We start from the raw sequence: 20158 nt of genomic DNA, 5'->3' as shown, positions 1-20158 counted from the left end.
TTGGGGATGGAGCACAAAAGGCAGAGGTGCAAAGGGGCAGAGGGGCGAGGGGAAAAACTTACTGCAACTTCTCCTTTGCTTTGCTGCTTCCTCTGTTCCTCATTTCCCTTAACGCTCTAAGAAACTTGATTAAAGACTGGTCAAAAATGCTGGTATATTCGCCCAATCTAAGCAATGTCTACGATGGGCTGTGACGCTGATGACGCTTGTGACGCTCGCGGACTCGCGATCGCCCTTGACGTCTCCCTTTGGGAGATGATTCTAGAGGCAAGAAATAAGACTCGCTAAGGGTGACACAAAGTTGTTCAGCTTGTCTTGATCGTCAAGGATACTACTGCTTCTCATAATTTCTCCCATGTAGCAATGTTTGCAGGATTTTTTTATTTATGTAACTAAACTTAACAATTAAATTAATCTTTGGGAACTAACGAGCAAATACGGTTTACCGTACTCAAAGAAGATACAGAGATTGGGAGACGCAAATAAGAAATCCCCCACGAAGAGTTATTCTGGAGCCTTGGCGGAGCTTTCCTTGCTCCACTCATGAATTCTGACTTTTGGATTCTTCTTCAATAATTCCACTTGGAACTCTGGAACTGCGTTCTCCATATATGCGGTTCCTTCGATCCATTAATGTCCATCATTAGACCAGTGGGGGCGATCGCTAGATAATTTAATCACACCGTAAGAACGGCCAACCTGCCATAAAGTAGAATTTTCATAACTCGTTCGTGGCTGATTAATACTAACTGTAGTTCCACTAGCGTTTTTGATATTTAAGGTTCCTGACCAAGTAATTTCCCAATCAATTGCTAATCTTTGGGTATGACGAGAGGTAAGAACAGGTCGAAAAGCAATATTATAAGCAGACACCATTTCTTTAGCAGCTTGGATAGAACCAGCATTGGTATAATGTAGCCAATTAATATCTACATTAGGCATAGGTGGAACATCTTTGGCAGCAATTTCATTGTTACTAATACGAAAAGCATAGTGCATTAAATAAGCTCTTTCTGATGGGCGAAATACTGAAGAGATATCGATATTAGCTCCGGCATTTTTTAAGGCTTGCTCAAAAGCTTGTACTTTTTGACGGAAGGGAGAAGCTAAATCATCAATTAAGTCGCTGTCTGGGAAAAAATTAACCCAGGCTTTTCCACTCAGTCGTTGTCTTAATCTTTTGGCGTATTCTGTAATGTTGTCTAAAGCCAACTCCAAATCAATACCAAGCTTGGTTTTTGTTGTATTAGAAAGCTGTTGAGCTAACTCGGCTCGAAAATTGATGTCTCTTATTTTATAAGTTTCGGCTAGTCCTTTTGTACTGTTAGGGCCAAAGTCTCCATCAGCTACTAACGGCGGATTCAAACGGCCGATCACTGTTAAACTTTTTTGTAAGTCTTTGACCTCATTCTCTCCAAAGTTAAGATAGGTTAATAATTTTTTCCCGGCATCGGTATAGATAGCGAAATAAATTGCAAAACCTTGCTCTAGCGCTTTTTTATAAGTAGCAGTATCGACAATTCCCGTTACTGTTAAAGCATTAGTAGTCTGATAATCACGAGTTGCTTGATCCGTAATATTCCCAAAATCCCCATCAACGGCAGCAATCGAGAAGTCATAATCTAAAAGAAATTTCTGCCAAGCAGTTACAATCAACCCTTCGGATTTTTTCTGGAGAGTAGGAAGTTGCAAAGCTTGAAGTTTAAAGCTCATAGTTTTTCTTGAATGAAACAATTGTTTTCAGCTAATTTTTCTGTCACTATTCGTTGTACGATTTTAGTTATGACCGCTGCCAATTTGGTATCTCGTACTTCATTAGAGCGATTAGAGTCCAAGAAATGCTGTTTTGCAAAACCCACTTTGGATTATAACATCCGCAGTTATGTTAGCTTTTCGCAGGGATACTTAAAATAGGAAGCAGCGATCTGTTTAACTTGTTGGCAAATGGGGTCACAAACTTTCTGGAGGTCAGCCACAGCAAATTGCGTAGGCTAGCAAAAACCGCAAGCATGGCCCATGCTATTGTCAAAGATCCGCCAATTCTGATTTGGGATGAGGATAGCTCTACAGTAGACAATGAAACTGAAGCGGCTATTCAAAAATCTCTGGCTATGATTATCCAAAATTATATAACCATAGCGATCGCTCATCACCATATATATAGACCAATACGCTTGAGTTAAGGATAATCGTATGTTGGGTTTCACTTGGTTCAACCCAACAAACCACCAAAAATGTTGGTTTACCCTTCTCCTTTGGAGACGCTACGCGAACGGGAAGCAAGCTACGTTCTTCAAACGCCACTTGCGAAGAAAGCGGGAAACGGCAAGGGCGCAGTGGCTCCTCAACCTACGCAGTTTATAGATTTTTGGCGCTAACCCAAGCGTATTGATATATAGACGCCTCAATCCTTTTGGCCTTTCTGTGATATCTTGCGGTCAGTCGCTACGCATAATACGTTAATTAAATTCATACTATGAGGTGAGTCTAATGGGTGAGGTATAAGAAACACGAAGTATTGTACCTTGAGGCTAGAAATGGTTGTTTAGCACCCCAATTTCTCGGCTCAACAAGTAGGAAGTAGATAATGACTGTAAACCAAATTATTGGAGATTCAAAAAATCAGATTTTTGCCAACTTTGGGAAACGTTTCTTTGCTTGGATGATGGCTCCAAGTACCAACAAATACGATAAAATTGTCAGCGATCGCAAACGTTCTATTTTTGCTAATCTTCAAGGTAAAGTGTTAGAAATTGGCCCCGGAACAGGCCCTAACTTACCCTACTATCCTAAAGATATCCATTGGATAGGAATCGAGCCAAATCCCCATACGCATTACTCTCTCCAAAAACAAGCAGAAAAACTGGGTTTAAATATTGACCTCCGCAGTGGTAATGCTGAATGGTTAGATGCCGAGGATAACAGCATAGATACTGTTGTTAGTACATTAGTTTTGTGCTCAGTGCCGAATATAGATTATACATTGCAGGCAATTTTAAGAGTACTTAAACCAGGTGGACGCTTCTTATTTATTGAACATGTCGCCGCACCTCAAAGAAGTTTATTGCAACAACTACAAAACACAATTAGTCCGATTTGGCAAGTGATAGGTGATGGTTGTCATCCAGATAGAGAAACTTGGATAGCATTAGGAAAAGCTAGTTTTAGTAGCATCCATTATGAGCGATTTGATGCACAATTGCCAATTGTTAGTCCTCATATTATCGGCGTAGCGACAAAGTGAAATAACTTTTAGCGGTTGCTGAATAAAAGTATGAATAAGCCCCCGGCTAAAGCCGTGGGGTTTGTGAGGTTTTCCACCAGAGATTTTATGGATTCTCGCGCAGGAAAGTGTCAATATCATTTAGTTCCTGCTGATTAAGGCGAAACTCTCCAGCACCAATGATTCCTTCCACCTGCTTGGGATTGCGTCCGCCAACGATCGCCGCAGTCACCGCCGGATTATTTAAAGTCCAAGCGATCGCCACCTCACCTGGTGAGCGATCGTGTTGTTGACCAATGTGTTGCAACACCTCGACTAGCTTTAGGTTACGAGATAGACGTGGCTCCTGAAATTCACTATTGTTTTTGCGCCAATCATTATCTGGGAAATTAGCAACCCGCTCAGGTGTTATCTTTCCTGTAAGCAAACCAGATTGCATAGGTGAATAAACAATCACACCTATGTTGTTTTCCTTACAAAAAGGCAGAATCTCCTTTTCGACATCAGGCTTCACCAATGAATAAGGCGGTTGCAATGACGTAACTGGTGCAATCTCCTGGATACGTTTCAACTGTTCTACATTGAAGTTTGAAACCCCGATATTGCGAACCTTACCCTCATCCTTGAGCTTGGCGAGAGTCGTCCAGCCTTCTTCAACTTCTGAGTCAGGGTTGGGCCAGTGGATCTGGTAGAGATCGATAGTTTCAATGTTGAGTCGGCGCAAACTGGCTTCAACCTCATTCCGCACAGAATCCGCCTTCAGGCTGTGACCTATTTCGCCCTTTTCATCCCAGATTAGTGAACATTTAGTGAAAATGTAGGGGCGACTAGATCGACCTTTGAGTGCTTTAGCAACAACCTCTTCAGAATGCCCTAGACCATAGACAGCTGCGGTGTCAATCCAATTAACGCCGAGGTCAAGAGCGGAATTGAGCGCTGCGATCGATTCCTGGTCATTTTGCTCTCCCCAGCCAAAAGCCCACCCACCTCCACCAATCGCCCAGGCTCCAAAGCCGATTGGGGTAATGTTAAGCTCTGAATTACCAAGCTGTTTGGTTTGCATATCTACCTTCTTCAAAAATTCTTGAGTCAACTGCTACTTTAAGCTGCAAATATCCTCTCAACAGCTATCTAAGGTGTGAATTACTACTAGCGCAAACATCACAGCCAATCACTACTTGTGTAGAATTACTAAATCTTGAATATTGTGTTGATACACACTACTCATACACTAAACTTGCTCGAAGATAGTAACAGTTGTCAGCGTCAATCAAAATAGAAAAGTAATATGTCAGAAGATTTAAAAGGCAAAGTTGCGCTGATCACTGGTGCAAACAAAGGTATTGGGTATGAAATTGCCCGCCAACTAGGTTCTAGAGGTGCTAGTGTTGTTGTTGGTTCAAGAGATATAGGACGTGGTGAAGAAGCAGCGAATAAACTTCGTTTCAGCCAGATCGATGCCCGAACAATTCAACTTGATGTGAGCGACCAAAAAACAATCGACTCTGCGGCTAAACAAATCGAGAGCGAATTCGGAAAACTTGATATCCTTGTGAACAATGCTGGAATACTAAGTGATGGCGATCGCCTTCCACCTAGTCAAGTTGATATTGAAACACTGCGACATACTTATGAAACGAATGTATTTGGAGTGTTTGCAGTTACCAAAGCGTTGTTACCACTGTTAAAGAAGTCAAAAGCAGGGCGAATAGTGAATTTATCAAGTGGTTTAGGTTCTCTGACTCAAAACTCCGATCCAAATTATGAATTCGCTGACTTTAAGCTTCTTGCTTATAACTCATCAAAGACAGCAGTGAATGCAATCACAGTTTTGTTGGCTGCCGAACTTAAAGATACCCTAATTAAAGTCAATTCTGCCGATCCTGGTTTTACAGCAACTGACATTAATCAATACCAAGGGTATCGCACTATTGAGCAGGGTGCGATCGCAGCAGTAAGACTAGCTACTCTACCTAATGATGGTTCTAGCGGAGGTTTTTTTGATGAAAATGGTGTGGTTCCTTGGTAAAAATTAGAGGGCATTGGGCATGAGTTATTCCCCTTGTCCCCCATCGTACCTCTACGGGGAAGCAAGCTAGCAAGAGCGTCAACCCCTTCCCTACGGGACGCTGCGCGAACGGGGAAGTCAAAAGTCATAACGAATTACTAAATTTACCGAATATTAACTTCTTGAAGATAATTTACTTCTTGAAGATATTCAACCTTATTAGTTGAGTTTTTCGGGACGAAGAAATTTGTTTTTTTTGCAGAAGCTATTTTTTGATTGTCAGTCAATACGCGTTGTTTTTGAGTATACTCATTCAATTTGACTTGAGCTTGAGCATAAACTAGAGTATCGTTGGGAATATTTTTGAGAAATTTTACAGCTCGCTCGAAATCACCAATAGATGCTTGTTTATTGGCTTTCTGTAAAAAGTAGGCTGCTCTGATCTGCCGTTTTCGATTGTATTCAGCTAACTTGTCTTGAACTAAAGCACCCGCATGACTTTCTTGAGGAATTTGACGCAGATATTGTAATGCGGCAGAAAAATCTTTTTCAGCGGCTTTTTCGTAAGCTTGTGCTAATAAATCTTGCGTCTGTATTTCAATGTTTACGGATGCTTGCTGAACTATTTTATCTATTTTAGATTGCCAATAGAAAATCTTTGGAACTTTAGCAGCAGTATGAAGAACATCTGACCATCTGCTCTCTTTAAAAGCTGTTTGTGCTATTTCGTATTGCTGTGCAGCTACTTGCCATTGCTCTTGCCATTCTTCAATTGTAGCTTGCGCTTCTGGATAAACATTGCTGTGGGAAGGAATTGATTTAGCGAGTGCGATCGCTTCTTCCAAATCTCCTGCTTGATATTCTTTTGTGGCTTTATATAATGTATCTGTTTCTGAATATGCAGGTGCAGTATTAACTAAAGAATATACACCAAATCCCATCACTAAAGAATTAGCTGCCAGTCCGACTTTCATTCCCGTTAATAATGGGGACGATTTACCAGATGCAGAATTTTTCGCTACTTCTAGGGAAAATTGAGAATTTTTCTCTAATGTTTCTGATGGCTGAGTTTCCCAGATTATTTGTTTAAGTACCCGCAGCACTTCACCCACAGACTGAAAGCGGTCTTGGTAATTATAGCGGATCATTTGGCTGAGAACAGCAGCTAGATAATCGTTAACTGGCGTGTTTTGAGAACGCCAAAAAATTTCATTAGTAGAAGGATCGGTTTTTAATTGTAGTGGTTCTAGTCCTGTTAAAGCCTGAATGGCAATCATACCCAAAGCATAAATATCACTGTTGGGCTGTGTTTGACCAATAAATTGCTCTGGTGGTATGTATCCCAATGAAGTGACGGGAATTCTATAAATAGGCAATTCTGCACCTATGCCAAAATCAATCGACTGGATTGAACCAAAGTCAATCATAACTAACTTGTTATCAACAGTACGTCTAATCAAGTTTTCCGGTTTGATATCGCAATGAATCACACCTTGAGAGTGAACAAATTCTAGAATACCTAAGACATCGATCAGGAATTCTACAACTTCGCTTTCACTCCACAGACAGCCCCATTGTCGATCGATAGGCAATTCCGCAGTTAGCGCATGTCCTTCAATACACTCTTGCACTAAATAAAATCGCTCGTTTTCTTCAAAACAAGCGATAAATTCAGGAATTTGGTCATGGCTTCCCAGAAGTTTCAGGGTTTGGGTTTCAGTCAGAAACAGTAACCTCAGCATCTCCAAGTAGTCGGATTCGGAACTGCTAACTTTAATCTGCTTAATAACACATTTGGGATTCTCTGGATAATCTACGTCTACAGCAATGTATGTTTGTCCAAACACCCCTGCACCGAGGCTTTGGACAATTTGGTAACGCCCTAGTAGTAATTTACCGATTATGTGGTGGGTCATGACCTGGTTACTCAGTAAGTCCTTTTATTTAGTTTTTCTGACATTCCCTCCTATTTCCGGAATGCTTGAAAAATATATATCTTGAACTTTTGTTACTAAAATGCAAAATGAATTTATTAAGTATTTTTACTTAAGTATTAAGAAGAATGAATAACAAGATTCCTAACATCTTTAAGAATAAAACTGACACAAAAAATAGCCGAAACCACTATTTTCATGTAATTTGAATTTATGAATTGCCACTTTTTTATAAAGATTGTATAAAGTTTACATAAAGTTTATGTATTCATTCTTGTAAACTCACAACTTTTTTAAGTATTACATATACTATATGTGCGTAAATACTTTCTAAATCTAATACAAAGCTAACAATATTCAATAGAATATTAACCCAATAATTAATTTTTCATTACTAGTCTGTAAACGAAAAATTCCAGAGTATGGGTTGTTCCTAGTTTGTGGTTTAGGGCTAAAATATTTCCATTTAGTGGGGGTGCAAAAACGCCGATTATTTATCCGCCAGTCATAGAAAATTCAGAATTAATTCTCTATGACTACCTGAATTTTGTTCGCTAAAGAATAGCTTTGTGAGTTTCAGCTAAACAGGTTCTAATTGAAAGAGATATCCAATGAAAAGGTTTTATAAATTAGCAATTGCGTCTGCTATTGTTGGGTTGGGATTAGGAACGCTGAATACAGCCCAAGCAGCAACTTTTACTCAGACTGCATCAGATCAAGGTTGGTGGGCTGCTGAAGATGGACTTAATGGTGCTAATTCTAACGATAATATCAACTACGTAACTGGAAATATACGCGGAACAGATTTACGTAACTATTTTAAATTCGATCTCGGTAATCTAGTAGGAGTTTCTTCAGCAACTTTGCAAATTCAACGATTTCAGGGTTCAGGAAATCCAACAGAGACTTTAGGTTTTTTTGATGTTTCAACACCTGCTAATGTGTTGAGTCAGAAAAATAATAGCCCCAATAATACTATTTATAATGATTTGGGAAGTGGTAAAAACTATGGAACTTTTAACGTTACTACTTCTGGCAATCCAAACGAAATCTTTAATTTTGCTCTCAACTCCAACGCCATTGCAGATATTAACACCAGAAACGGAAATTTTTTCTCAATTGGAGGTGCGCTTCAAGGGGATCTTGTTGAGGAATATCTTTTTTCTGAGAGTGGTGGTCAAGCATTTGCTAAACTTGTGGTCGATACAGATTCAACCCCTGTTCCAGAACCTAGCGCCCTTGCTGGGATAATGGTTGTTGGTGTTGGAGGCTGGTGCCTAAAGCAAAATGGCACTAAGAAAAAAAGCGCAAATGTATTATTTACAAGGGTTTTATCACTTTGGAAAAATCTAGATTAATGAAGCAGCGATCGCAAACTGAGAGTTGCAGATTATTGTGATTTCCAACCTTAAAACTATTCTTTTTCTAAACCCCTTATCAGGCAACTATTTCAGGTTTTCTCAGTGCCATTCCTTTCTTAAACTACTTAGTAAACTGGGAGTTTGTGACCCAACAGCTACAAGCGCATCAATTAACCCGCGCCTAAGTCTTACATACTCTGGAACATTATTCTGCTCAAAGGGTGAGGAATCGTTCTCCTCGATCCTTGATACTTGAGTCTTGAATTGCAAAAACTATCAAAAGAACAAGTGATGAAAGACGATCGATTAGAGATGCAAGACCCCCGGCAGCAATATCCCGCTCCGCCCTTTCCCCAACAACCGCAGTCCGTACCAGGACTTGCTCAAAAGATGCAGCCCCAACCGGATCACGGTGAGCAGAGCTACATTGGAAGTGGAAAGCTTGCAGGCCGCAAGGCATTGGTCACGGGAGGCGATTCTGGTATCGGCCGCGCTGTGGCGATCGCATTTGCGCGGGAAGGTGCTGATGTCGCGATCGGGTATCTTAAGAGTGAGGAGGCTGATGCTCAAGAGGTCATCCAATTGATTGAACAATCAGGGCGCAAAGCGGTTGCGCTTCCGGGTGATATCACCGACGAGCATTTTTGCCAAAAGCTGGTGACAGATGCAGTGCAATCTTTGAACGGTTTAGATATTCTTGTGAACAATGCTGGCGCACAGACATCTTACCCATCAATTAGCGATATCACGACTGAGCATTTCGATAAAGTGATGAAGACAAACCTCTACGCGCTATTTTGGATTACCAAAGCTGCCGTTCCACATCTCAAGCCCGGAGCATCAATTATTAACACCACTTCGATTCAGGCATATCAACCTTCAGCGAGTCTGCTTGACTATGCGCTGACCAAAGCCGGCATTGAGAATTTCAGCAAATCTCTCGCGAAACAGATGATCGAGAAGGGAGTGCGCGTTAATGCAGTCGCACCCGGTCCATTCTGGACACCGCTACAGCCGAGTGGTGGTCAGACCGAGGACAAGATCGAGAAATTTGGTTCTGAAGTTCCGCTCGGAAGACCCGGTCAGCCTGTGGAAATTGCTCCTGTGTATGTGTTGCTTGCTTCCCAAGAAGGCAGCTACATCACGGGAGAAGTTTATGGTGTAACAGGCGGCATCGGGATTGCCTAGTTCAAAATGTTGAAACGATAGGAGAACTTTCATAAGAGTCACTGATCTTGAAAATAGGGAAAACCTTCAGATTAATTCTGCTTGGTTAACTGCGATCGCCACCAGAAAGGGCGGGTACGCCATCGCAATCGTCATGATTGTATTAGGCATGATTGCGTTGGCGCAGCCCGCCGCAGGCATCGCATTTCCCTTCTTTGCGTCCGTTATAGCAAAGTGCTGAGTGCTGAGTAGAAACCCAGTTGCTTCAAGGTTTTGAGCAATCAACACTGTCCTAACATTAGTGGCTACAGCTATACTTCAGCGCTAGTTATTGAGATTCCTCTCTGCTTTCTTGTTCTTTGATCGCTTCAGATTTATCTTGTAACGGCTTCACCACTCGCGCGATCGCTTCTTGAATAAAAGCCTTAATAAATTCATCTCTGCGATTAATTTGAAACTGTCGCTGGACAACTTCTGTCATTCCACCATCACCCCAATCTTGATCATGACGAAAATATTCAATAAAACTTTTACCAGCAATTCGCGTTAAATAAGCTGCTGTCACGCCTTGAATTGCTCTACCAATAATAAAGGTGGCAACATTAAGTTGCAATGCTGTAGATAATAATTGAATTGCTCCTTTAACAATGCCTAAACTAGCGATGGTTTTCGCTAAAGAAAGGGCTAATTCTCTTCCCCGTTCCATATTCAATTCACAGCCGTAGACTCTGCCAATTTCCACAACCATTTGAGCATTAACAGCAGCTGTCGCTAGTAAATCTACGACTGGTATAGGCGTGACTGATACCACACCAGCGCCAATCCATTGAAACCGTTCTACGATTTTGTCAGCTTGACGGCGGCGCTGACCATCGATGAGTTTTCGTGCCTCGTCTCCCAATCGCAGAGACTGTAAAAGAATGTTATCTGCTACCAAATCTTCACCTTCAGCACGTAAAACCGCAGCCGTGCGCCGCAGCAAAGGAACAATATCCGGTTCCGGCTGGAAGGTTTCGCCAGTTTCAAGTTGTGCAGGTTGCGGATTAGCAGCGATCGCTACCACATCATTAGTAGCAATAAATCCCCGTACCCGTTGACGCAATCTCGCGAGGATGGATTCTTTATCCTCATCTGTATATAAATCAGTTTTGTTGAGAACTAGGAGCGATCGCTTCCCAATTTCTGCCAACCCCCGCAACGGCTCATATTCTGATCGGCGTAAATCATTATCTACTACAAACAACAATAAATCTGCTTCTGTTGCCAGTTCTCGCGCCATTTGTTCCCGTTCCGTTCCCGCCACCCCTGCTTCTAAAATCCCCGGCGTATCTGTAATTAAAATCTTGCGTTCTAATCCCTTCAACCGCAGACAATAAGTTTCTCCAACCTGAGTTGTACCCATCGGTGCATCCACCTGACCGACCATGCGTCCCATAATTGCATTTACTAAGGAAGTTTTGCCAGCACTCCCCGTACCAAATACCACTACTTGAATTTCACCCCGTGCTAAGTTGGCTTCAATCTCTCGCGATCGACTTAATAAAGCTTGGCGTGTAACTTCATCTTGAATTTGCGCTACCTGTTGCCGCACAGCCTGGAGAGTTGTAGAAGCAGCATCAGATTTGCCAGCCGGAATTTGCGCCGCAGTTACTCGCTTCGGGTTGCGGCGCGATCGCTTTTCCCCAGTCCGAATCACCAATACATAATAGACAAAAGCGGCAACCAAGGCTCCAATCAGGAGAATCAGCAATAACAGCAACAAATTGCCTAGCAACGGCGAATAGGACAATTGCCAATAGAGGCGTGATAGGGAATCAATTAGCCATAGGACTAGCCCCAAAATGACGATCAGACCGACAATCAGCGTTACTATGCGTGACAGAGGCATGGGTGGGAAAGTTTAGTAAGTATTCAGTAGGCAGATGCTTCTAATCTTAATAGTTTCAGCATTTTTTACCAGAGTAGTGAGAAGGAGGCAGGGGGCAGAAGGCAGGAGGCCGGTGGTCACTGAGCGTAGTCGATAGTGAGGCAGGGGGCAGGGGGCAGAAGGCAGGAGGCAGGTGGTCACTGAGCGTAGTCGTTGGCGCAGCCTAAGAAGAGAAGTGAGGCAGAAGGCAGGAGGAAAACAGGTTTTCTTGATAAACCAACAATGCTCACTCCATTTTTTGCATCTTTAAAAAATTGCAACAATGTAAGAATGCAATTGTCTACATTATCAATATTTACAGAAATTTTAATATGCATACCATAAGTAAAAAGTCAAACAATAAATCTTGGGCTAGTGCGATCGCAGAACCAGCAAAAGAATTTCCCCTTACTCAACTATCAATTATTTCTGGCAAAATCCCAGATGGCTTGCGTGGCACACTTTATCGCAATGGCCCCGCACGGCTAGAACGTGGTGGCGATCGCGTGGGACACTGGTTTGATGGAGATGGGGCAATTCTCGGCGTTCATTTCACAGATGCAGGAGTTACCGGAGTCTATCGCTATGTGCAAACAGCAGAATATCTAGCTGAAACTGAAGCGGATAGGTTTCTTTATGGTGTCTATGGGATGTATCCGCCAGGCCCTATCTGGAAGCGCTGGGGTCAACAAATCAAGAATGCAGCGAATACCTCAGTGTTAGCTTTACCTGATAAATTGTTGGCTTTATGGGAAGCAACCAATCCATATAGCCTTGATTTGCAAACTCTAGAAACAAAGGGATTAGATGATTTAGGTGCTTTGGACAACGGATTACCTTATTCTGCTCATTACAAGCGCGATTCACAAACAGGCGAAATTTTTAACTTTGGAATCAGTATCGGAAGTTCTGTACAACTGAATCTCTACAAAAGCGATCGCACTGGCAAAATTATCCAAAAAACGGCTTTTAAGCTAGATCGCTACTCGATAATGCATGATTTTGTTTTAACTCAAAGGTATCTGGTGTTTTTCATGCCACCGATGCGGATGAAAATGCTCTCACTTTTGCTAGGTTTGACTACCTTTAGTGAATCTCTGTTGTGGGAACCTCAGTTAGGAACCCAGGTGTTAATCTTTGACCGAGAAAACTTATCCTTAGTGAGTCGTGGTGAAACCGATGCCTGGTTCAATTGGCATTTTGGCAACGGCTATGAGGATAAAGACGGTTCCGTGATTCTGGACATGGTGCGATATGCAGATTTTCACCAAACCAATGAGTATCTCACAGAATTCGCAAGTGGTGAGACGCACACAGTTACTGAAGGTGCATTATGGCAAGTGCGCCTCAATCCTCAAACTGGTAAAGTGACAGCAATACACGAAGTTGTCAACCGCAAGTGTGAATTTCCCGTAGTGCAGCGATCGCAAGTTGGGCAACCTTGGCGCTATACTTACATATCATTAATGCCCCAAAGAGGGAATATAGACAAAGAGTGGTTCGGTGCGATCGCCCGCTTCGACTACAAAACTGAAACCCTCACTGAAGCAGACTTGGGAGAAAACCGCTATCCTTCAGAACCCATCCACGCCCAAGATGCCCAAAACCCTGAGCAAGGTTGGGTGTTAACCGTTGTATACGATGGTAATTGTCATAGTAGTGAAGTTTGGGTATTTGATAGCGATCGCCTGGATGCAGAACCTGTTTGCAAACTAGGATTACCTAGCGTCATTCCCCACAGCTTCCACGGCACTTGGAACCCAGCATAACAATTCAAAATTCCAGATTGAAGGGAAATCTTTGATAATTGCTAAAGTACAGTTTTGCGTAAAAGCGTAGCGTTTTTAATGCAGCCGACGCATTGGCATTGTAAGGGGACGCATTAACAATACAACGGGAAACAATTGGCATTGCAGGGTGACGCATTAACAATGCAACGGGAAACATTGGCATTCCAAGGCGACGCATTAACAATACAACGGGAAACAATTGGCATTGCAGGGTGACGCATTAACAATGCAACGGGAAACATTGGCATTGCAAGGCGACGCATTAACAATACAACGGGAAACATTGGCATTCCAAGGCGACGCATTAACAATACAACGGGAAACATTGGCATTCCAAGGCGACGCATTAACAACACAACGGGAAACATTGGCATTCCAAGGCGACGCATTAACAATGCAACGGGAAACATTGGCATTGTAAGATATTGCCAAATTTAATTCGCTACGAATTTATGAGATGGTGTACTAAGTTAGGACTTATGCACAAGAGATCCCCTAACCTCTTTAAAAAGGGGGCTTTTAGCGTTACCGCCTTTTTAAGAGAGGATCTAGGTTTCAGGTTTTCAGTGCGTAAGTCCTGTAAGTGTAAAAACGTAGTATTCTACATATTGGTATCTAAAAACAAGTCCAAAATCATGAGGAGAAACCCCATAGCATTACTACTTAGCGGAGTGATTGTCAGCTTCGGACTGTCATCATTGTTAGCTCAAGCACAACAACAGGTTTCTGATGCCCAAGTCGCGGCAATGGTAGAGGCGCTGCGACTAGCTGCACCGCAGACCGGCATCGCCAATGATGGACTTTATAGTGAATGGCAAGTTAAACCAGAAACCTTAAAAGGCTGGTCGAAACATTGTCTCAAACAAGAACTAACACCAACGCAGTTTGAAAATAGCCCCGCGAAGGCACGCCAAGTTATATCTTGCATTACGCGCCGTGAGTTTAACAAGCAATTTCTTGCCACTAATAATAATGAAACCGCTGCTGTGCGTGGTGTCGGTTGTTGGTGGATGACTGGCAGCTATACAGGCTGCAACAGCGGATTTACTGCTACATATCTTCAAAAAGTTGTGGGTTTTTACCAGCAGCAGCGTTCAAAACCAGCAACTACTAGATAGACATCACCAAATTAATCGCTGTGTGGCAATAGAAATATGAGTGAAAAAGAATGTAGAGACGTAGCACTGCTACGTCTCTACAAAAGTTATGGATAATGCATATTTAATTTCTAGAAATGTTTAATGATTAAGCGATCGCAATTAAGGAAAATCAACTTCTATGCGTCTACGTTGATTTTAATAACAGAGTTTTAGCCTTAACCCAACCTTATTGAGTTATATCTAAAAAAAGGATTGTTTGAACTTTGCCAATCCTGTTAAAATGCCTCAATGTCAAAAAAGCAACATTTCTTAAACAAAAAACCCGGTTGGTCTTTGGATGAGCGAGATCCAAAGTTCATAGAATCTCTGATGCCGCTGTTTGGCTTTTTGTATCAGTACTATTTCCAAGTTCAAACTAGTGGCTGGGATAATATTCCACCCCAAGAAAAAGTCTTACTTGTTGGTTCGCACAATGGGGGACTCGCGGCCCCTGATATGTCAATGATGATGTACGACTGGTTCCGAAGATTTGGTGTAGAGAAACCAGTTTATGGTTTGATGCATCCCAAGGTTTGGCAAGTTAGCACGCCACTAGCGCAACTAGTCGCTAAGGCTGGAGCAATCTTCGCTCATCCAAAAATGGCTTACACTGCCTTACGCTCTGGAGCGAGTCTACTAGTTTATCCCGGTGGAGCCGAAGATCTCTTCCGACCGAATTATTTACGTAACAAAATTTACTTGGCAGGGCGGCAAGGATTTATCAAGTTAGCGTTACGGGAAAATGTGCCGATTGTGCCTATGATTTCCTGGGGCGCTCACGATACACTCATTATAATTGCTGACTGCTACAAAGTTGTGCAGCAACTCCATGAGTGGGGAATGCCTTGGCTATTAGGTATCGATCCAGAAGTTTTTCCAATTTATCTCGGACTGCCGTGGGGATTAGGAATTGGCCCATTGCCTAATATTCCATTACCAGTGCCCATATATACGCGAGTTTGTCCGCCAATTGTATTTGAACGCTACGGCCCTGAAGCAGCTAGCGATCGCCACTATGTCAATGAATGTTATGAATTAGTTGTTAGTCAAATGCAGCAAGAGTTAGATAACTTAATAAAGCTAACTGCTAAGACCAATTCTCTTTGAATAGTTATGAGTTATAAGTTTTAAATCTTTAACTTATCACTCATAACTCCTAACTCATAACTGTTTCCTAGCCACCACTGACTGGTGGAATCAGCACGACTTCATCCCCATCATGTAGTAGTGTATCTGGTTCGACAAATATCAAATTAATCCCAAAACGGGTTATATCTCGCCATTGTGAGAGTTCAGGGTGTTCAGCTATAAGGCGATCGCATACTGCTTTGACTGGCATACTATTAGGAAATTCCAGCACTAGTTCCGAAACCCTAAAGGCTTCTTGATAAGCAGCAAACAACTTGACGTTAACGGTAATTACAGATTTAGACATATAACATACTTTGGCAGTACGAGCAAGTGTTTTAATACTCGACAAGTACCCTGTACTGTTGACGTTAATTATACATTACTAACTGCATGATTTCATCTCATGTCTAGTTGAGTCCGGCTTGAGGCAGAAGTACCCACGCACAACTAAGTGTGATTTAAGCAAAACCGGAAATTGTTCCCTTGATTGCTTGCAAGGATGTACTCTACAGCTTTGTTTTCAGAGCAACTAGATTTATCTATGGGGTTTCCCCCTATCCCGTTGTCCTCTTTTATAACTATTCAGCATTGAGGATTTTTGGTACTTTGAAAAATTCGCCTTCCTGTTCCGGCGCACTGTTGAGAATACTTTCCCGGTCAGGATAGGGTTGCAATTCATCCTCTCGTGTGATATTACTGACATCAATTGCCCGTGTTGTTGGCAGCACATTACTGACATCAAGTTCATTCAGTTGTTCGATATAGTCCAGAATACTTCCCAACTGGCTAGTAAATTGTTCCTCTTCTTCTGGAGTCAATTCTAAACGAGCAAGATTAGCTACTTTGTGAACTTGTTCTTGGTCAATCATCTTTTTTTAGTTAGGAGTTAGGAGTGAGGAGTTAGGAGTGAATAAATCATAATTCCTAACTCATCACTTTTAGAAGAATACGTCAATTTGCGATCGCCCGGTGGTTTTCAGCCAGTTTTGGGCTTCGACGTAGTTATTGGGCGCCATGCGAATAGCGCGAATCCAATAGTCTGCTGCTTGGTCAAAAAGCGCTTCGCCAGCCTCGTTATCTCCAGCTTCTTTCTGCTTTTCACCTTGGTAGTGATAAATCACAGCGATGTTGTTCAAGGCTTGGGGCATACGTGGGTTTAACTCAATTCCCTTGTGATATAGTTCTAAAGCTTTGCTGTGGTCGCCATTGCTGGCATAAATTAGCCCCATATTGTAGAAAATATAGCCGCGATCGTTAGTATCTTCCTCTAGTGTTAGAGCTTCTTCATAGTATTCCAATGCCTCAGCATATTCCCCTTCCGCTTGGGCCGACATACCATCTCGATAATAAACAAACGCTTCTTTAGCTTTTTTGTTAGTTGGCAGGATCTTCAGAATAATATCCGCCATTACAGTAAAGGATTTGTCAATAAAATTATCGTTTTTTTGTGTTCTTGGCATATATTGTCTCTAGGTATTGGGCATTGGGGCATTGGGCATGGGGCATTGGGAAAACGCTTTTTTATCCCCTTGTCTGCTTGTCTCCCCAATTCTATAGTTCACTCAATAGCTAATTTAACTGATTTGCGGGGGCGTTCTTCTGGCTGAGGGGTACGATACATTCTGAACTATTATGTCGAGAGTTGTTTACCAAGGTGCTAACTGGATATGCAGTCATTGCTGACGCTGGATAGGAACGCAATAGCTGCTGTAGGGTTTGGGCCGTTTGCACTTGGGAATCTAGCCATAAATCGTAATCTTGCGGCTCCAGAATTACTGGCATCCGCTCGTGGATGGGTTGGAGTAATTCGTTAGCTGCCGTTGTCAAAATTGTACAAGAGATTATTTCTTCGTTAGCAGGCGATCGCCATCTCTCCCACAAACCGGCAAAACCGAAGGGTTGCCCATCTTGGAGACGAAAATAAAATGGCTGCTTCTTACCTTGTTGGCGTTGCCACTCATAAAAGCCATCAGCTAGCACTAAACAGCGTCTGTGCTTAAAAGCCGAACGAAAAGCAGGTTTGTCGGCGACAGTTTCTGCCCTGGCATTAATCAGCTTTGCCCCCATTCCTGCATCTTTCGCCCATGACGGAATTAATCCCCAATGCAACTGCTTAAATTCCCGCTTTTCGCTTTCGGGATTTTGTAACACTGTCGCCACCATTTGCGTAGGAGCAATGTTATATTCGGCTGCTAAATCGGCAACTGACTCGACATGGAAAACTTTAGATAATCCTGCTGCCGACTGGTTTAAAGTAAATCTTCCACACATAGTTTTATTTTCGACCACTAACTAAATTAAACATCTCAATCTAGAAAGAAATAATATTTTTTTTTATTTTCTCGAATAATTTTATGTAGTACGTTCAGATCCTAAATACAAAAAAAATATCCGGTTTTGGGAAAATCTTTTGGTAAGATATTGTATTTTGAACCTTTACTTCTCAACATATTCCTAACTGTATTTTAACATGGAACTAATGCATCTGTACGATTTTTTACCTTCTGGTCATGGTTATAAGATACGTCTTTTATTGACACAACTAGGTATGCCTTTTGAGAGGATAGAGCTTAATATCTTGAAAGGCGAGACTCGAACACCAGAATTTTTAAGTAAAAATCCTAACGGGAAGATACCTGTTTTGGAAATCGAGCCAGGGAAATATTTGGCGGAATCAAATGCCATATTGGTTTATCTGAGTGAAGGTACAGAGTTTTTACCTTATGACCGCTTTTTACGAGCGCTGGTGCTGCAATGGTTATGTTTTGAACAATGTAGCCATGAGCCTTTTATTGCTACATCAAGATTTTGGATTTCTATTCTAGGTAAAGCTGAAGAATATGGTGAAGCTATCAAACAAAAACGCAAACCAGGCTATACAGCACTTAACTTGATGGATAAACACTTAACTTCTCAAGATTTTTTTGTGGGAGAACATTATACGATTGCTGATATTGCCTTGTTCGCTTATACTCATGTAGCTGATGAAGGTGGATTTGATTTAACACAATATCCTGCTATCCAAGCTTGGATAGAAAGAGTCAAAACTCAACCAAGGTATATCAGTATTACACAAGCATAAAAATTAGATTTTGCAAGTTTCTGCCTCTCATTTCTTGTCTCTAGTAGAGGATGTCCTGGGTAGGATGTAGCTCATATCAGGAGTTATCAAAGTCTTCAAAAAAGGTATTATTAAGCAGAAGTTAGGTATCCGTATCAATTTCTATCAGCTTTTGCCGAAAGGACAAACCTGACTTAATTCTGATATGAGACTTGGGTACATCAAATTTATCTGCTAATAGTTTAATTAACTCTTCATTAGCCTTACCATCAATTGGAGGCGATTTTAAATAAACAGTTAGACTGCCATCAGGTTGTTCTTCAATTCTTTGCTGTTTTGAATTAGGTTTAACCTTGACTTTTTTTTGCATAACCTATTCCGTGTAATTGTCGCAGCCACAACCAACCTAAAACAGAACCCAATACATAATGAGGAAAATCCCACCAAACAAAGGTCGTACCAAGTAACAATTTACCTATCAAGGTGGCGCGAATTTGCTCTAATAGTGGCGGATGCCAAAGTTGCAAGAATTCTAATATACAGGTGAGAATAAAAACCCATATAGGAATTTGGATTACTGCTGCGCGACTTCTGAAAAACCAAAATGCAAACAGACACCAAAAGATTTCGTAAAATACAGCTGCTCCGTAGTCATTAAACCAGTAATGGGCAGGCCCATTATAATACTTAAACAAAAAGCCCATCGGTACAACGAAGAGCACAGAAAGAATAAAAAATATTGTTTGGTTACGGTATCGAAGCATTTTCCGTAGACTAAAGACTAAGCAAAATTTTAGCAGCGGAACGACTATAAGTCTCGCCTGGGTAATGGGGAAGAAAAGATGAGTAAGATTTGGTTGGGGTCTAAATCCCCATTCAAATTTTCAAGAGTCCCCAATTTACGCGCTCTGGTTTGGCTTCAGTCCCCTTTCAATCATACATAGGCTATGGCTCCAAATACAGATTTGGGATGTATTGATCTGTAGGAAGCAATATATGACTAAATATTCATATTTATCATCCCACAGCTTGGTGCATGAGTTTTTATCTGAAATTAGTACTTTTCTATTACTTTTGTTAGTACACAATCTGAAACATGTGTTTGAGATCGGCTTTTCTTCATTGACATTTGTTTAGATGGTTTTTGTGGGTATGCGTAGACTAGCAAAAACCGCAGAGATCGCTAATTTCCAAAAAAGCATATAAAATTTATGTAAAGCTAAAATGTTATTAAGCATAAAAATATTCTGGATATATATCAATTTAACTTATATACTTAAAAAAGTATTTCATTAATACATAAATAGTTTTTTGTAATTAAACATAATAGTTCTTTAACAAAAATCAATGATTTCGAAACCTAACTTAATCATAAACCCCATCAAGCTAAAAAAACTGACAACATTAACCAAATAAATCAGTAGATTTTAAAAAATAT

Annotated in this window: 20 protein-coding genes and 1 pseudogene; 11 read left to right on the top strand and 10 right to left on the bottom strand. The window is 41.4% G+C overall.

All coding sequences use genetic code 11. The features are described from left to right. Positions 1 to 630 precede the first annotated feature (630 nt). Positions 631 to 1713, bottom strand: coding sequence for a peptidoglycan-binding domain-containing protein (locus NLP_RS04825; protein ID WP_104905390.1), 1083 nt, complete (start codon positions 1711 to 1713; stop codon positions 631 to 633). A gap of 220 nt (positions 1714 to 1933) precedes the next feature. On the opposite strand from NLP_RS04825, the pseudogene NLP_RS04820 reads away from it, so the two are divergent. The 3 genes and pseudogenes from NLP_RS04820 to NLP_RS04815 form a co-directional block, all read left to right on the top strand. After that, positions 1934 to 2150 (top strand): annotated as a pseudogene (locus NLP_RS04820) (ABC transporter); the annotation flags it as partial. A 57-nt stretch (positions 2151 to 2207) separates the two neighbouring features. Further along, positions 2208 to 2378, top strand: coding sequence for a hypothetical protein (locus tag NLP_RS32815; protein WP_234017212.1), 171 nt, complete (start codon positions 2208 to 2210; stop codon positions 2376 to 2378). A 209-nt stretch (positions 2379 to 2587) separates the two neighbouring features. After that, on the top strand, positions 2588 to 3244 hold the full coding sequence (locus NLP_RS04815; RefSeq protein WP_104905389.1) for a class I SAM-dependent methyltransferase: 657 nt from the start codon (positions 2588 to 2590) through the stop codon (positions 3242 to 3244). A gap of 85 nt (positions 3245 to 3329) precedes the next feature. Here the strand turns inward: NLP_RS04815 and NLP_RS04810 are convergent, their stop codons facing one another. Further along, on the bottom strand, positions 3330 to 4286 hold the full coding sequence (locus NLP_RS04810; protein ID WP_104905388.1) for an aldo/keto reductase: 957 nt from the start codon (positions 4284 to 4286) through the stop codon (positions 3330 to 3332). A gap of 225 nt (positions 4287 to 4511) precedes the next feature. Here NLP_RS04810 and NLP_RS04805 point away from each other — a divergent pair, with 225 nt between their 5' ends. Continuing rightward, positions 4512 to 5252 (top strand): SDR family oxidoreductase, encoded by a 741-nt coding sequence (locus tag NLP_RS04805; protein ID WP_104905387.1) that lies wholly within the window; start codon positions 4512 to 4514, stop codon positions 5250 to 5252. 143 nt (positions 5253 to 5395) lie between these two features. On the opposite strand, the gene NLP_RS04800 is transcribed toward NLP_RS04805, so the two are convergent. After that, a complete protein-coding gene (locus NLP_RS04800; RefSeq protein ID WP_104905386.1) occupies positions 5396 to 7147 on the bottom strand; it encodes a serine/threonine-protein kinase in 1752 nt (583 codons plus the stop codon). Between the two features lie 629 nt (positions 7148 to 7776). On the opposite strand from NLP_RS04800, the gene NLP_RS04795 reads away from it, so the two are divergent. Together NLP_RS04795 and NLP_RS04790 are read left to right on the top strand one after the other, a co-directional pair. Then, on the top strand, positions 7777 to 8523 hold the full coding sequence (locus NLP_RS04795; RefSeq protein WP_104905385.1) for a PEP-CTERM sorting domain-containing protein: 747 nt from the start codon (positions 7777 to 7779) through the stop codon (positions 8521 to 8523). Between the two features lie 294 nt (positions 8524 to 8817). Then, positions 8818 to 9714 (top strand): SDR family oxidoreductase, encoded by an 897-nt coding sequence (locus NLP_RS04790; RefSeq protein ID WP_104909778.1) that lies wholly within the window; start codon positions 8818 to 8820, stop codon positions 9712 to 9714. 307 nt (positions 9715 to 10021) lie between these two features. On the opposite strand, the gene NLP_RS04780 is transcribed toward NLP_RS04790, so the two are convergent. After that, on the bottom strand, positions 10022 to 11581 hold the full coding sequence (locus NLP_RS04780; RefSeq protein ID WP_104905383.1) for a YcjF family protein: 1560 nt from the start codon (positions 11579 to 11581) through the stop codon (positions 10022 to 10024). Between the two features lie 350 nt (positions 11582 to 11931). On the opposite strand from NLP_RS04780, the gene NLP_RS04770 reads away from it, so the two are divergent. The 4 genes from NLP_RS04770 to NLP_RS04755 all read left to right on the top strand — a co-directional run bounded on the left by NLP_RS04770 (position 11932) and on the right by NLP_RS04755 (position 15635). Then, a complete protein-coding gene (locus tag NLP_RS04770) occupies positions 11932 to 13368 on the top strand; it encodes a carotenoid oxygenase family protein (protein ID WP_104905381.1) in 1437 nt (478 codons plus the stop codon). 247 nt (positions 13369 to 13615) lie between these two features. Continuing rightward, complete coding sequence (locus NLP_RS04765) at positions 13616 to 13810, top strand: hypothetical protein (protein ID WP_199784765.1); 195 nt, start codon at positions 13616 to 13618, stop codon at positions 13808 to 13810. A gap of 214 nt (positions 13811 to 14024) precedes the next feature. Beyond that, positions 14025 to 14507, top strand: a complete 483-nt coding sequence (locus NLP_RS04760; protein ID WP_199784764.1) for a hypothetical protein — start codon at positions 14025 to 14027, stop codon at positions 14505 to 14507. A 270-nt stretch (positions 14508 to 14777) separates the two neighbouring features. Next, a complete protein-coding gene (locus NLP_RS04755) occupies positions 14778 to 15635 on the top strand; it encodes a lysophospholipid acyltransferase family protein (RefSeq protein WP_104905379.1) in 858 nt (285 codons plus the stop codon). Positions 15636 to 15702: 67 nt separating this feature from the next. Here the strand turns inward: NLP_RS04755 and NLP_RS04750 are convergent, their stop codons facing one another. The 4 genes from NLP_RS04750 to NLP_RS04735 form a co-directional block, all read right to left on the bottom strand. After that, a complete protein-coding gene (locus NLP_RS04750) occupies positions 15703 to 15963 on the bottom strand; it encodes a MoaD/ThiS family protein (protein ID WP_104905378.1) in 261 nt (86 codons plus the stop codon). Between the two features lie 274 nt (positions 15964 to 16237). Continuing rightward, a complete protein-coding gene (gatC, locus tag NLP_RS04745) occupies positions 16238 to 16528 on the bottom strand; it encodes an Asp-tRNA(Asn)/Glu-tRNA(Gln) amidotransferase subunit GatC (RefSeq protein WP_104905377.1) in 291 nt (96 codons plus the stop codon). A 69-nt stretch (positions 16529 to 16597) separates the two neighbouring features. After that, complete coding sequence (locus NLP_RS04740) at positions 16598 to 17119, bottom strand: photosystem I assembly protein Ycf3 (protein WP_104905376.1); 522 nt, start codon at positions 17117 to 17119, stop codon at positions 16598 to 16600. Positions 17120 to 17228: 109 nt separating this feature from the next. Then, the gene (locus tag NLP_RS04735) at positions 17229 to 17930 is read right to left on the bottom strand and encodes an SOS response-associated peptidase (RefSeq protein WP_104905375.1); all 702 of its coding nucleotides are present in this window, start codon (positions 17928 to 17930) and stop codon (positions 17229 to 17231) included. A gap of 199 nt (positions 17931 to 18129) precedes the next feature. Between NLP_RS04735 and NLP_RS04730 the strand changes: the two genes are divergently transcribed. Beyond that, entirely contained in the window at positions 18130 to 18741 is a 612-nt protein-coding gene (locus NLP_RS04730) for a glutathione S-transferase family protein (RefSeq protein ID WP_104905374.1), read from the top strand. A gap of 121 nt (positions 18742 to 18862) precedes the next feature. On the opposite strand, the gene NLP_RS04725 is transcribed toward NLP_RS04730, so the two are convergent. Together NLP_RS04725 and NLP_RS04720 are read right to left on the bottom strand one after the other, a co-directional pair. Then, the gene (locus NLP_RS04725; RefSeq protein ID WP_104905373.1) at positions 18863 to 19090 is read right to left on the bottom strand and encodes a DUF167 domain-containing protein; all 228 of its coding nucleotides are present in this window, start codon (positions 19088 to 19090) and stop codon (positions 18863 to 18865) included. Continuing rightward, positions 19068 to 19484, bottom strand: coding sequence for a ribosomal maturation YjgA family protein (locus NLP_RS04720; protein ID WP_104905372.1), 417 nt, complete (start codon positions 19482 to 19484; stop codon positions 19068 to 19070). The genes NLP_RS04725 and NLP_RS04720 overlap by 23 nt, the downstream gene beginning before the upstream one ends. Positions 19485 to 20158 lie beyond the last annotated feature (674 nt).

The sequence above is a fragment of the Nostoc sp. 'Lobaria pulmonaria (5183) cyanobiont' genome (assembly GCF_002949795.1).
Classification (GTDB): domain Bacteria; phylum Cyanobacteriota; class Cyanobacteriia; order Cyanobacteriales; family Nostocaceae; genus Nostoc.
This window is presented reverse-complemented; position numbering and strand designations above follow the sequence as displayed.

Coding starts and splice junctions, on each gene's coding strand:
- NLP_RS04790 (WP_104909778.1), top strand. CDS start 8,818: ATGAAAGACGATCGATTAGAGATGCAAGACCCCCGGCAGCAATATCCC.
- NLP_RS04765 (WP_199784765.1), top strand. CDS start 13,616: ATGCAACGGGAAACATTGGCATTGCAAGGCGACGCATTAACAATACAA.
- NLP_RS04810 (WP_104905388.1), bottom strand. CDS start 4,286: ATGCAAACCAAACAGCTTGGTAATTCAGAGCTTAACATTACCCCAATC.
- NLP_RS04750 (WP_104905378.1), bottom strand. CDS start 15,963: ATGTCTAAATCTGTAATTACCGTTAACGTCAAGTTGTTTGCTGCTTAT.
- NLP_RS04800 (WP_104905386.1), bottom strand. CDS start 7,147: ATGACCCACCACATAATCGGTAAATTACTACTAGGGCGTTACCAAATT.
- NLP_RS04780 (WP_104905383.1), bottom strand. CDS start 11,581: ATGCCTCTGTCACGCATAGTAACGCTGATTGTCGGTCTGATCGTCATT.
- gatC (WP_104905377.1), bottom strand. CDS start 16,528: ATGATTGACCAAGAACAAGTTCACAAAGTAGCTAATCTTGCTCGTTTA.
- NLP_RS04805 (WP_104905387.1), top strand. CDS start 4,512: ATGTCAGAAGATTTAAAAGGCAAAGTTGCGCTGATCACTGGTGCAAAC.
- NLP_RS04825 (WP_104905390.1), bottom strand. CDS start 1,713: ATGAGCTTTAAACTTCAAGCTTTGCAACTTCCTACTCTCCAGAAAAAA.
- NLP_RS04720 (WP_104905372.1), bottom strand. CDS start 19,484: ATGCTTCGATACCGTAACCAAACAATATTTTTTATTCTTTCTGTGCTC.
- NLP_RS04725 (WP_104905373.1), bottom strand. CDS start 19,090: ATGCAAAAAAAAGTCAAGGTTAAACCTAATTCAAAACAGCAAAGAATT.
- NLP_RS04740 (WP_104905376.1), bottom strand. CDS start 17,119: ATGCCAAGAACACAAAAAAACGATAATTTTATTGACAAATCCTTTACT.
- NLP_RS04795 (WP_104905385.1), top strand. CDS start 7,777: ATGAAAAGGTTTTATAAATTAGCAATTGCGTCTGCTATTGTTGGGTTG.
- NLP_RS04760 (WP_199784764.1), top strand. CDS start 14,025: ATGAGGAGAAACCCCATAGCATTACTACTTAGCGGAGTGATTGTCAGC.
- NLP_RS04755 (WP_104905379.1), top strand. CDS start 14,778: ATGTCAAAAAAGCAACATTTCTTAAACAAAAAACCCGGTTGGTCTTTG.
- NLP_RS04815 (WP_104905389.1), top strand. CDS start 2,588: ATGACTGTAAACCAAATTATTGGAGATTCAAAAAATCAGATTTTTGCC.
- NLP_RS04730 (WP_104905374.1), top strand. CDS start 18,130: ATGGAACTAATGCATCTGTACGATTTTTTACCTTCTGGTCATGGTTAT.
- NLP_RS04735 (WP_104905375.1), bottom strand. CDS start 17,930: ATGTGTGGAAGATTTACTTTAAACCAGTCGGCAGCAGGATTATCTAAA.
- NLP_RS04770 (WP_104905381.1), top strand. CDS start 11,932: ATGCATACCATAAGTAAAAAGTCAAACAATAAATCTTGGGCTAGTGCG.